The organism is Hominisplanchenecus murintestinalis, assembly GCF_943193015.1.
Taxonomy (GTDB): Bacteria; Bacillota; Clostridia; order Lachnospirales; family Lachnospiraceae; genus Hominisplanchenecus_A; species Hominisplanchenecus_A murintestinalis.
In genome coordinates this window covers 103,261-116,642 of the sequence record NZ_CALPCM010000002.1, presented here as the reverse complement: position 1 = coordinate 116,642, position 13,382 = coordinate 103,261, and the positions used below count along the sequence as shown (strand labels likewise).

8 protein-coding genes are annotated in these 13,382 nt (G+C 48.5%); 6 read left to right on the top strand and 2 right to left on the bottom strand.

The annotated features are described in order from the left end of the window. Nucleotides 1–72 precede the first annotated feature (72 nt). The 5 genes from NFR99_RS01645 (at nt 73) to NFR99_RS01625 (ending at nt 9,680) form a co-directional block, all read left to right on the top strand. On the top strand, nt 73–1,152 hold the full coding sequence (locus NFR99_RS01645; protein WP_251352394.1) for a tetratricopeptide repeat protein: 1,080 nt from the start codon (nt 73–75) through the stop codon (nt 1,150–1,152). A 16-nt stretch (nt 1,153–1,168) separates the two neighbouring features. Beyond that, nucleotides 1,169–2,416, top strand: a complete 1,248-nt coding sequence (hflX, locus tag NFR99_RS01640) for a GTPase HflX (protein ID WP_120480895.1) — start codon at nt 1,169–1,171, stop codon at nt 2,414–2,416. Nucleotides 2,417–2,649: 233 nt separating this feature from the next. Beyond that, entirely contained in the window at nt 2,650–5,022 is a 2,373-nt protein-coding gene (locus tag NFR99_RS01635) for a ribonucleoside triphosphate reductase (RefSeq protein ID WP_251352392.1), read from the top strand. A 69-nt stretch (nt 5,023–5,091) separates the two neighbouring features. Beyond that, nucleotides 5,092–8,772, top strand: coding sequence for a discoidin domain-containing protein (locus NFR99_RS01630; RefSeq protein WP_251352390.1), 3,681 nt, complete (start codon nt 5,092–5,094; stop codon nt 8,770–8,772). Between the two features lie 80 nt (nt 8,773–8,852). Then, nucleotides 8,853–9,680, top strand: a complete 828-nt coding sequence (locus NFR99_RS01625) for an undecaprenyl-diphosphate phosphatase (RefSeq protein ID WP_251352388.1) — start codon at nt 8,853–8,855, stop codon at nt 9,678–9,680. Between the two features lie 51 nt (nt 9,681–9,731). Here the strand turns inward: NFR99_RS01625 and NFR99_RS01620 are convergent, their stop codons facing one another. Next, nucleotides 9,732–11,504 (bottom strand): leucine-rich repeat protein, encoded by a 1,773-nt coding sequence (locus NFR99_RS01620; RefSeq protein WP_120480891.1) that lies wholly within the window; start codon nt 11,502–11,504, stop codon nt 9,732–9,734. 219 nt (nt 11,505–11,723) lie between these two features. Then, entirely contained in the window at nt 11,724–11,924 is a 201-nt protein-coding gene (locus NFR99_RS01615; RefSeq protein ID WP_022171257.1) for a cold-shock protein, read from the bottom strand. 428 nt (nt 11,925–12,352) lie between these two features. Between NFR99_RS01615 and NFR99_RS01610 the strand changes: the two genes are divergently transcribed. Next, entirely contained in the window at nt 12,353–13,336 is a 984-nt protein-coding gene (locus NFR99_RS01610; RefSeq protein ID WP_251352386.1) for a CotS family spore coat protein, read from the top strand. The last annotated feature ends 46 nt before the right edge of the window (nt 13,337–13,382 follow it).

The following is a 13,382-nucleotide window of genomic DNA, read 5'->3' as shown; positions in this document are numbered from 1 at the left end:
TGTATTTTCTGCGGGGATTCGCTATACTAAGCCTAAATGGGCTAAGCCCGCGGTATGAAAAGGGGGGATGACATGGAAAGCAGTATCAGGAATGGATATGGGAATAGAAGAAGATACAGAAAGACAGCGGCAGTATTCCTTATGGCTTTTTTGCTGGCAGGATGCCAGAAAGGCGAGAGAGAGCTTACCGAGGTGGAAATTGGGATGGAGGCTGTTGAAAAAGGTGATTATAAGGGCGCGCTGGCGTCTTTTGAAGCGGAGATTGCCGAAGAAGGAGATTTGCTCCGGGCGTACAGGGGTGCGGGTATGGCGTATATGGGGATGGGCGAATATGAACAGGCAGTCCGGAGCTTTGACGCGGCGCTCCATGAGACGGATGAGAAGCAGGAGGACAACAGAAAGGATATTTTGTATTATAAGGCGGCGGCGCTGTACCGGCAGCAGGATTATGACGGGACGATTGGGGTGTGCAAGGAAATTCTGGACATTGCCCAGGAGGGGGATGCGCTTTATCTGACAGGAACATGCTATCTGGAGAAGGGCGATGAAGAGGCGGCGCAGATGAACTTTGATCTGGCGGTGCAGGCCGCGCCTGAAGATTATGATATATATCTGAATATTTACGAGAGTTATAAAGAAAAGAAGCAGTCGGCGAAGGGGGCGGAGTATCTTCAGCAGGCGCTTCAGGCTGAGAGCGGAAAGCAGGAGGATGCTTATTATAAAGCCAGGATTTATTACAATCTGGAAAACTATGAGGAGGCGGGCGCGCAGCTTGCCGGGCTTTTGGAAGAAAAGAATGGGGAGGCGCTGCTCCTGATGGGGAAGATTTATCTGGCAGTAGAAGACCCTGCGCGTTCGGTCAAGATGTATGAGCAGTATCTTGCGGAAATCGGCGAGAGTATCGAAGCGTACAATGGGATTGTCCTGGCAAAAATGGCGCAGCAGGACTATGACGCAGCGCTTGCCGCTGTGGCAAAGGGATTGGCGATGGATACGGAACAGGGAAAACAATCTTTGCTCTATAATGAGATTGTGGCCTATGAACACAAAGGAGAATTTACGGCAGCGAAGATGAAGGCTGAGATTTATATGGAAAAATATCCTGCGGACGAGGCGGGACGGAAAGAGTATGAGTTTCTTTTGAACCGTTAACAGGAAGGAGGCGCAGATGGAAGCATTTGAGCTGAAAGAGATAGAAGAGCGAGTTATCCTGGTGGGAGTCCAGGAAAACAATGGGGAAGATACGGAAGAGTCCCTGCAGGAGCTGGCAGAGCTGGCGCGCACAGCGGGCGCAGAGACGGTGGGAAGCCTGATTCAGAACAGAGAGGCCATTCATCCGGGAACCTATATCGGCAAAGGAAAAATCGAGGAGCTGCGGGCGATGGCAGATATGCTGGACGCCACGGGAATCGTGTGTGATGATGAATTGTCCCCGGCGCAGCTTCGGAATCTGGAGCAGGAGCTGGATATGAAGGTTATGGACAGGACGCTGATTATCCTGGATATTTTTGCGGCGCGGGCGAGCACCAATGAAGGAAAAATACAGGTGGAGCTTGCTCAGCTGAAGTACCGTCAGGCGCGTCTGGTAGGGCTGCGGGATTCCCTTTCCAGGCTGGGGGGCGGCATCGGGACGAGAGGACCGGGTGAGAAGAAACTGGAAATGGACAGACGTCTGATTAAGGATCGTATTGCCCAGCTGAACCGGGAGCTGGCTGACGTGAAGCGCCACCGGGAAGTAACAAGGGCAAAGCGGAGTAAGAATAAGGCTCCGGTGGCGGCTATCGTGGGTTATACCAATGCAGGAAAGTCGACTCTTTTAAATACTCTGACAGGGGCGGGAGTTCTGCAGGAGGATAAACTGTTTGCAACTCTGGATCCCACAACGCGGATGCTGGAGATGGAAGGGGGAGCGCAGATTCTGCTTACGGATACGGTAGGATTTATACGCAAACTGCCTCATCATTTGATAGAGGCGTTCCGCAGTACCCTGGAAGAAGCGAAGTATGCCGATATTATTCTTCATGTGGTGGACGCATCGAACCCGCAGATGGAAAAGCAGATGTATGTGGTCTATCAGACGCTGGCGAATCTGGGCGTGAAGGACAAGACGATGGTGACGCTGTTTAACAAACAAGACAGAATAGCGGAAAAGGAAAACCTGCGAGACTTTAAAGCAGATTACTGTCTGAAGATTTCCGCAAAAACAGGGGAGGGGCTGGAGGAGATGAAGTCTCTTCTGGAAAAGCTTCTCCGGGAGCGCAGTATCCTGATTGAACGGCTTTATCCTTACGGGCAGGCAGGGCTTATCCAGCTTATAAGAAAGCACGGGCAGCTTCTGGAGGAGGAATACCGCCCCGAGGGCATCTATGTGAAAGCGTACGTGCCTGTGGAGATTTATGGAACTGTGGCGCTGTAAGGATGCGGCGTGGTATTCATAATATGTCTCATTTATTCATAAAAACACTACATTTTGTAATGGCGAAACAAAATTGTCATATATGTAGTGCTTTTTGTGTTGACGCTGTAATATATCTCTGTTAGAATAGAACGTGCCGATTCAGCCGGGCTGGACGGCTGTGACAAATGAAGAAAATATTAAGCGCGCATTTGGGGCGCATACGATATGTTTCGCATGGAAGGAGAAGCGGTATGTTCAAAGTAGTAAAAAGAGACGGAGAAGTCGCGGAATTTAATCTGGAGAAGATTTCCGATGCAATTGCCAAGGCATTTGACGCCACGGAGAAGCAGTATAACGGAGATATGACGGGGCTTCTTGCTCTGCGGGTGACGGCGGATTTCCAGCCGAAGATTAAGAATGAGCTGATTGACGTGGAGAGCATCCAGGACAGCGTAGAGGAGGTGCTGGTTCAGACCGGATACGCTGATGTAGCCAAGGCATATATCCTGTACCGGAAACAGAGAGAAAAAATCAGGAATATGAAGTCTACAATTCTGGATTATAAGGAGATTGTAAACAGCTATGTAAAGGTAGAGGACTGGCGTGTTAAGGAAAATTCTACCGTGACTTATTCCGTGGGAGGGCTGATTCTGAGCAATTCCGGCGCGGTGACCGCCAACTACTGGCTTTCAGAAATTTATGATGAAGAGATTGCAGACGCCCACAGGAATGCGGATATCCATATCCACGACTTGTCCATGCTTACCGGGTATTGCGCGGGCTGGTCGTTAAAGCAGCTGATTACAGAAGGGCTGGGAGGCATTGAGGGGAAAATTACTTCAGCGCCCGCCAAACATCTTTCCGTGCTCTGCAACCAGATGGTGAATTTCCTCGGAATTATGCAGAATGAGTGGGCGGGGGCACAGGCGTTTTCTTCCTTTGACACCTATCTGGCGCCTTTTGTAAAGGCAGACAATCTTTCGTATCAGGAAGTGAAGAAGTGCATCGAGTCTTTTATCTATGGGGTAAACACACCGAGCCGGTGGGGGACGCAGGCGCCGTTTTCGAATATTACGCTTGACTGGACGGTGCCGGATGATCTGGCGGAGCTTCCGGCAATCGTGGGCGGAAAGCCGATGGACTTCTGCTATAAAGACTGCAAGAAAGAGATGGATATGGTAAACCGCGCTTTTATCGAAACGATGATTGAGGGGGATGCGAACGGAAGGGGGTTTCAGTATCCGATTCCGACTTATTCCATCACGCAGGATTTTGACTGGTCAGATACGGAAAATAACCGCTTGCTCTTTGAGATGACGTCAAAATATGGAACGCCTTATTTTTCAAACTATATCAACAGCGATATGGAGCCAAGCGACGTGCGGAGCATGTGCTGCCGCCTGCGCCTGGATTTGCGGGAACTGCGCAAAAAAACAGGGGGATTCTTTGGTTCCGGGGAGAGCACCGGGAGCGTGGGCGTGGTTACGGTTAACCTGCCGAGGATTGCCTATCTTTCCAAGAATGAGAAGGAGTTTTATAAGCGGCTTGACCATATGATGGATATTTCCGCACGTTCCCTGAAAATTAAGAGGGATGTTGTCAGCAAGCTTCTGGACGAAGGACTGTATCCGTATACGAAACGTTATCTGGGAAGTTTTGACAGTCATTTTTCCACGATTGGGCTGATTGGCATGAATGAAGTGGGGCTGAATGCCGTGTGGCTCAGGAAAGACTTGACACATGCGGAGACGCAGACTTTTGCTAAGGAAGTGCTCAACCATATGAGGGAGCGTCTGGTTATGTATCAGGAGGAGTACGGAGATCTCTACAACCTTGAGGCGACTCCGGCAGAGTCCACCACATACCGCCTGGCGAAGCATGACAGGCAGAGGTGGGCTGATATCCGGACAGCAGGCAGGGAAGGGGATACCCCGTATTATACGAACAGTTCCCATCTCCCGGTAGAATTTACGTCCGATATTTTTGACGCGCTGGATATTCAGGATGAACTGCAGACGCTGTATACGTCGGGAACTGTGTTCCATGCGTTTTTAGGCGAGAAACTTCCCGACTGGAAGGCGGCGGCAAATCTGGTCAGGAAGATTGCGGAGAATTATAAACTGCCGTATTATACGCTGTCACCGACGTATTCTGTGTGTAAGAAGCACGGCTATATCACGGGAGAGCATTTTACCTGCCCGACCTGCGGGGAGACGGCGGAAGTTTACAGCCGTATCACGGGGTATTACCGTCCGGTTCAGAACTGGAATGACGGTAAGGCTCAGGAGTATAACAACCGCCAGCTCTATGATATCGGAAATTCATGCCTGAAAAAAGTACACAGCAGCATTGTCACGGTATCGAAGGAAGATGTGAAGATTGAGCCGGTAGAGAGTAAGAAGTATCTGTTTACCACGAAGACATGCCCCAACTGCCAGATAGCAAAGGAAATGCTGAAAGGCGAGCCGTGCCGGGTGATCGACGCGGAGGAAAATCAGGAGCTGGCCATGAAATATGGAATCATGCAGGCGCCGACTCTGGTAGTAGTAGACGGACACCAGGCGAAGAAATACGTAAATGCTTCGAATATTAAAAAATACGTGGACGCAAGCCGGCGGCACTAAGCAGCGTATCACGGAAAAGCGAGTTGCCCCGTCAGGGGCTTTCGCTGTATAGAGAGAAAGGAGAAGAGTATGGGAATAAGAAAGAGGGCAGGGACAGCAGCACTGTGTGCAGTTATGGCATTTTCAGGGATAACGCTTCCCGGGGCGGCCGCGGCTGATGTATCGACAGTGAGCGTGAGTTATCATGCAGAGTCAAACAAAGTAGTTGTAGAAGCGCCGGAGGGGGTTGTTTTTAGCGGCGCGGATTTCGAACAGGTGGTGGCGGACGATTTGTCAGTGCATCAGCCCTTGACAGCGAAGGAAGTGAAGCTGGCATTCAAAGATGCGGACGGGAATCCTATGGAGAAAGCATTGACGATTCCGGGGCTGCATGAAGCAGGAAGAGGAAATGAAAAGCCGCAGGTTATCCCGGAGATTGCAGAGTGGTACAGTGACAGTAACGGGAAATTCCGGATGAATGAATCTTCGAAAATTGTGCTTGGCTCGGAAGAACTGCGCGATATAGGAGAGGAGTTTCGGAAGGATTTGGAGGATATTACCGGGAAAAAGCTTTCCGTGGTTCAGGGAACGGAGGATTCGGCGAAAGCGGGCGATTTCTTCTTTACTCTTGGCAGTGGGGACACGATGCTCGGGGAAGAAGGCTACGCTATGGAAATTGGCGGAGCAGCCGTTACAGAAGGAATTCACACGGCGGGGGTATACTGGGCGACAAGGAGCATCCTTCAGATGATAAAGCTGAGTGAGGATGGGATTTCCATGCCGCAGGGACAGATAAGGGATTATCCTAAATATGCTGTGCGCAGTTTTGTATTTGATGTGGCGCGTAAGGCAGTTTCTATGGATATGCTGAAAGATGTGGCAAAAAACATGGCATGGTATAAGATGAATGACTTGCAGGTGCATTTGAATGATAACCTGATTTTCCTGGAAGATTATTATGACGAGGACGATCCCGATCCGACAGATGCATTTGCGGCGTATTCAGGATACCGTCTGGAGTCGGATGTGGCAAAGGACGGAACATCTATTGCGTCGGCAGATTATCATTATACAAAAGAGGAGTTTGGCAGCTTTATACAGGAATGCCGCAAAATGGGGATGAATATCGTACCGGAAATTGACGTTCCGGCACATGCTATGGCGATTACGGGCATATTCCGGGAATATGCGGTGAATGGCTGGACGCCGAACAATTCACGGCGTTCCCTGGTAGATCATCTGGATGTGACGAGGCCGGAGGTTGTAGCGTTTATCAAAACGATTTTTGATGAGTATATTGAGGACAGGACATTTGATGAGAATACGGTAATCCATGTAGGAGCGGATGAGTTTATGGCGGACGCCACGGCATACCGGGAATTTATGAACGAGATTCTGTGCCATATTAAGCAGACGAATCCTGTGCGTCTGTGGGGCGGGCTGACGAGGATTGTGGATAATAAGACAGAAATTTTGCCGGAGGCAGTCAAAGGAAGCCAGATTAATCTCTGGTCTAAGGACTGGGCTGACGGGCTGGAGATGTACAATCTGGGCTTTGATTTGATTAACACCCTGGACACTTACGGATACATGGTGCCAAGCGGGGGGACAGGCAGAGGGGCGTATCAGGACTATATTAATAAAAATCTGGTTTACAACAGCTTTGCGCCTAATGTAGTGCGCCGGGCAAATGGCTCCGATGTGGCGCTTCCGGCGGGAGATAAGCAGATTCTGGGCGGCGCGTTCGCGCTCTGGCAGGACGAGCAGCTTGATACTCACGCGACGGGATTGAGTGAGGAAGATTTATTCGCGCGCTTTTTTGACGCATTGCCGTTTTATGCGGAAAAGACGTGGGCAAACGGGCAGGAAAAAGGAAGCGTGGAGGCGATTGACGGGCTGGCCAAAAGGCTTTCTATCGCGCCGAACACGAACCCCTATGGGGAGCAGGAATCAGATGATGGGATTTATGCAGAGTATGATTTTGATACGTGCCCGGAGCTGGACAATACCCTTATGGGAAGAGATTTGACAGAGCTGAAAAATGCCGCTGCTGTGCAGACAGATGGAAATACGGCGCTGAAGCTGAGCGGTGGTGAAAGCTATGCGCAGACGCCATTGACAACCCTGGGAAGCACAAACGCGAAAAGTTTGTCTTTCACCATAGATTTGGAGGAAGTAAAGCCGGGGCAGATTCTGTTTGAGGCGGATGCGGCGTATGGAACGCACGATATCCGCATTACAGAAAATAAGAAACTGGGATTCACGAGGGAACTGTATAGCTATGAGTTTGACTACGTGCTCACACCGGGGAAGAAGGAAATAAGGATTGAGACGGGGGCGCAGCATACTTCTCTTTATGTGGACGGTGAATTTACAGCAAATGCAAAAGGAAAATATATCTACAATGGACAGGTAAAGAAAGAAAATATTGGCTATTCTTCCCTGGCGCTGCCGCTGCAGCGGATTGGCTCCGGAACAAATGCGGTGAAGGGGCTGATTGATAACGTCCGGGTTGCCGATGTGGAGAATGTTGAAACGCTGGTTCCGACAGACAATTTTGTAATTGCATCCGATAATGAAAATGCTTTGACCGGAAATGGAACGGAAGGCCCAGCCAGTCTTGCATTTGACGGAAATCCGGGAACGCGCTGGCACTCTCAGCACACACCGTCGAAGAAAGAGCTTCCAGCTTCTATCATGATCGATATGGGAGCGGAGTACGAGATTAACAGTCTGGTTTATCTTCCAAGGCAGGACGCCGGCGAAGGAAATGGGAATATTTCAAGGTATACTCTTTCTATGGGGACAGATGGGGAAACATATCCGGACATTATCATTTCCGGCGAATGGGAAGCTGACAGTTTACAGAAAAAAGCTGTATTTTCCCCGGTTCGGGCGCGCTATTTGAAATTTACGGCAGAAGAAGGCAAGAATGGATGGGCGTCTGCCGCGGAAATAGGGTTTGGCATGACTGTGCCCGTGGAGAACGGGGATAAAGCGGAACTGCAGAGGGTTTTTGAAACCTGCCGAATTAAAATCGACGAAGGGAATACGCACTATACCCCGGACTCCTGGCAGGCGTTTCAGAGGGCATTTGCGAATGCTAAAAGTATCCTTGCCAGGGAGGGGATATCCCAGGAAAAAATAGACGCGGTATGTGCAGAGCTTGTGCGTGCGGAAGGGGGACTGATTCTGCGCCCGGTACCGCCACCCATACCGCAGCCGGGAGATGGCCAGCAGGATGAAAAACCTCAGCCGCACCCTCAGCCTCAGCCGCACCCTCAGCCTCAGCCGCACCCTCAGCCTCAGCCGCAAAAGCCAGTTCCGCTGCCAGTCAAAGGGAGAATTCATAAGGACGCCAAACTGGCCTATAAGGTAACGGCGACAGCGGGCAGTACAGGAACCGTTATGGTAATGAAGCCCCTGAAAAAGATACATACATCCATAGTGATTCCAGAGGAAGTGAAAATAGACGGTTATATCTTTAAAGTAACGGCTATTGCAGATAAGGCGTTCCGGGGCAATAAAAAGCTTAAGAAAGTCATAATAGAAAAGAATATTGTAAAGATTGGAAAAGAAAGCTTCAGCGGATGCAGGAAATTAAAGAATATTATCATAAATTCTTCTAAATTGAAGAGTGTGGGGAAGAACGCATTCAAAAACATTCCGGAGAAAGCAAAGATAAAAGCGCCGAAGAAAAAGCTGGCGGCATATAAGAAATATCTGAAAAAAGCGAAGCTGGACAAAAAAGTGAAGGTAATAAAAAAATAGAACAGGGCGGAGGTGCATTTAGCAGTGCTGAAATGCACCTCCAATGCATAAGATGGATACAAAGAAAGGGGCATGTACGTATGGACATCATAGAGTTTTTAAAAGCAGTTCTGTTTGGTATCGTGGAGGGGGTAACGGAGTGGCTCCCAATCAGCAGCACGGGGCATATGATTATACTGGATGAGTTGATTAAGCTGGATGTGCCGGCAGAATTTTTATCCATGTTTCTGGTAGTTATCCAGCTGGGGGCGATTCTGGCGGTAGTGCTGCTTTACTGGGAACGTCTTTTTCCCTTTTCGCTGAAAGAAAAACCTTTTGTAAAAATAGATATTTTTCAGATGTGGCTGAAAATCGTGGTTTCCTGTCTGCCTGCGGCGGTGGTGGGGATTCTATTTGAAGAGCAGCTTGACGCGTGGTTTTATAATTACCAGACTGTGGCAGTGATGCTGATTCTTTTTGGCGTGGCATTTCTATGGATTGAAAACCGTAACGACGGGAAGCCGGCCGGCGTAAATTCTGTCGGAGAAATTACCTGGCAGACGGCTTTCTGGATAGGGATGTTCCAGCTAATCGCGGCGGTATTTCCCGGTACGTCCCGCTCGGGGGCTACGATACTGGGAGGCATCATGCTGGGGCTTTCCCGTACGGTGGCGGCGGAGTATACGTTTTTCCTGGCTGTCCCTGTGATGTTTGGGGCTAGCCTACTGAAAATCGTAAAATTCGGGTTTGCTTTTTCCGTGCCCGAATTGATGATTTTGCTGGTCGGAATGACGGTGGCCTTTGTGACTTCCCTTGTGGTGATACGCTTTTTGATGGGGTATATCCGCAGGCATGATTTCAAAGTTTTCGGATGGTATCGGATTGTCCTGGGAATTGTGGTTTTGGCGTTTTTTATTTTATTTTCATAAAAGACACCGGGCTTTTGCTGCCCGGTGTTTTTTACTGCAGTCTGCATATACTTATTTTTTTACTTTCATACCCTTGCGGAATCCGGCTTTCTTTGAAAACAGCTTTTTGTATTTTTTCAGCTGCTTTTTGGGCGCTTTAATGACAGCTTTTTTGTGGATTCCTTGAATCGCTTTTTCTTTTACTTTCTTTAAAACTTTGGATTTTACCGTGATTTTTTTGAGCTTTTTACATCGGTAGAACGCATTTTTTCCAATCGTCCGCACGTTTTTCCCGATGCTTACGGAAGTGATCGTCTGATTTTTTTCGCAGGCTTTCGCGGCGATGGAGGTGACTTTGCATGTTACCCCGGCGATTTTTACGGTATCTGCTATCTGGATACTTTTCTTTTTGGAGACAACCCGTTTTGCCTGTACTTCTGCCTGTTTATCGGTTCCGGATTTGGTAACGCGGTAATCTATGCCGGATATCCGTCTGGTCTGCCCCGCTTTCACTTCTGCCGGTTTGCTGTCGGAAGGGGGAACCCTGGTAAATGCATTTGTGTTCATCTGAGAGGGATTTTCCAGGTTAATATCGTAAAATACAAGGGTCTGTTCGTGCCAGACATACCATATAAGTTTGCCGTTGATTTCAGTGGGCGCGCAGTCTGACAGGTTTCCGTTATAAACATAGAGCGGGCTTTTCTGGCGTCCGTCTCCGTCAATTTCTGTATAATATACTTTTCCGCTTCTTGACCAGAGCACATAATAGCGCCCGTCTTTTGTCTTTACAAGGTGGGGGGTGCGGGTAGTGCTGTCGCCTTCCGTATAAGAGGTCAGCCAGGTGACAGTTACTTCGGAAGTCTCTTTATCTACAGCCGCTACAAAGACATTCCGCGTGCCCCGCTCGAGGTTTTTTTCGTCCTGGATGACGGAATTTCCGGCAATCAGATAGGACGAGCCGGAGATTTCAAAGCCGCCGACTGCGGCGCCTGTATAGTTGTTTCCGATCTCGCCGGGGAAGTCCATAACCCGTGTTACTGTACAGGGGGTAAGGAAAGAGTCAGGGGTAAATGACCCTGTGGAGGCATCTGTCGCGTATTTTATCAGCGTGATGGAGCGGGGGTACGCATCTCCGTGGTCAACCGCGACGATATGGTTATCCTCTACTTTGATAAATTGGTTAAAGGAATGGCTGACATAGCCGACGCTGGAGTTCATGACGTCCATATAAGAGTCGGTAACAGTCATCGTTTCCATATCCAGTTCTATCGTTGCATTTGCCTGGTGATTCCGGCCGTCCGGGTCGGCGTACATCTGGTGGCTGGTTCGGATTAGGAGATATTTTCCGCAGGCGTCCATGCGGAGCGAACCGGAACGGAAAGGAATCGTGGTATTGCAGGAGGAAAGGCTCGCGGACTTTATTTTATTCCATTGTTTGTCATACTTTGTGATGCGGAATACTTCCAGGGCGTCATCCTCTTTCGGGTTTTCCTGGCCGGTTACTACAAAGTAGCCGGTATCTGTCTCATAAAATCCGCCAAAAAGGGGAAGTTCTTCGGGGATGATCCTGGAGTTTTTCAGATGATAAGCAGAGTCGTAGTATTCTACAAGAAGCCCTTTTATAGAAGGGGCGTATTGTACGCGCATTATAGAGCTATCTGTACATGGAGACAGGTAGGACTTAATGGGGGAAGCGGCTCTAAGGTAGCTTTGTGCTTCCGCATTGCTGCCCGTATAAACAGAGGTACATAGGGAGGTGCTCTGTTTTGTCCCGGCTCCCATAACCGGAACGGAATTTGCACACAGGCTGAAGGCCAGCAACAGGCATAAAAATTTCTTTTTCATTTTTTCACTCCTTGTTTTTCTCTAATAGTCTAGGTTTTCGAATGGTATTTGTCAACTCTGTGCAAACACTTTATGAAATACAAAAAGACAGGCAGGAAACAAATCTTTTAACGTCCCTTACCTGTCTTTTTCAGTGTGCTGCGCAACAGACACCTTCATTTTGATTGATACTCCTATATGAGCAGTCTGACCTGGCAGCTTGCTTTTCAGGTGTATCAATTAAAGCTTTACAACATTAGCTGCCTGCATTCCGCGTGCACCCTCTGTTAAATCATAGGTAACTGCCTGACCTTCGTCAAGAGACTTGAAGCCTTCACCCTGGATAGCTGAGAAATGTACAAATACGTCTGCTCCATCCTCACCTGTGATAAAACCATAACCTTTTTCTGCATTAAACCATTTTACCGTACCCTTATTCATACCGGTACCTCCATTTTTTTTGATATTTGGAATTACATAAAAAAATCCACCAGTTATTACAGATTACAGATGTGGAGTATAATCTCTAATAACTAGTGAATCATTTTACATCCAATTAATCCTAATACTTTTTGAGTATAGCCGTTGTATGGGAAAATGTCAAGTATTTTCACGGCTTTTTTTGTAAGTTGGTAACAGTTCAGCCTACGGCTTCACTGTTATGGAATCCAGCCCATTTAAAGTTTGCTGATCGCAAAGGGCTGGATTTTCTGGCTGAATTTACGCATTCTCACCATGAACGGCAGCTTACTTTCATACAGGTTCTAAACCCTTTGGTGTGGACATAGGATAGAGGGAATAGTCGGTTAGCGTTTAGATGCATCATAGTTTAGGCTGAACGCTAACAACCGTCGAGTGGAGGGATTGGAGTGAATGAACGGGGATTGAAGGTACTTGAACAGTACGATTTGAAGGTGTTGGGCACCAGGCGGGGACGAGGCTCCTTTATCTGCGAGACAGACCGGGGGCTGAAGCTGATAGCAGAGTTTTATGGTTCTGCAAAGCGCCTGCGTTTTCAGAACAGGGCTCTGGATTATCTCAGAGAACAGGGGTATGCCCTGGTAGACCGCACGGTGGAAAATGCTGAGGGAGAATTGGTGACGAAGGATCGGGACGAGACGGTATATATTGTAAAGGACTGGTTCGAGGGAAAAGAATGTGACACGAAGAATGAAGGAGACATCCTTGCTGCTGTGCGGAATCTGGCGAATCTCCACAGGCTGCTCTGGCTTCCGCAGGAAGAGGATGCGGAAACTTATGCGGGAGATCGGCTGGATGAAGAGTACGCGGCGCGGAACCGGGAGATTAAGAGAGCCTGGAACTATATGCGCGGACGGAGGCGGAAAAGTGAGTTTGAAAGCTGCTTTTTGAACAGCTATTCCATGTTTTTTGAACAGGCGCAGGAAGCGCAGAGAGAGCTTACGGATTCAGCGTATGGGGAAATGTATGAGGAGGCGATGAAACAGGGGAGGCTCTGTCATGGGGATTACAACCAGCATCAGGTTTTGAATACAAAAAAGGGGACGGCGACCACAAATTTTGGAAAGTGCCGTTACGATGTGCAGACTGGAGATTTATACCAATTTCTGCGTAAAATTCTGGAGAAGCAGGATTGGGATATAAAGCTTGGCATGGCAATGGTAGAGGAGTACGATAAAATGGTCGCCCTGGGACGCCGGGAAAGGGAGTATCTGAGAATACGCCTGGCATATCCGGAGAAATTCTGGAAGCTGGCGAACCATTATTATAACCATAATAAAGCCTGGATACCTGGAAAAAGTGTAGAAAAGCTGAGGATGCTCATTTCCCAACAGCAAAAAATGAATGCATTTCTGAAAACACTGGATTTCTGAAATACAGGATGTTATAATAATCCCGACTATAATAATGAGGAGGTTA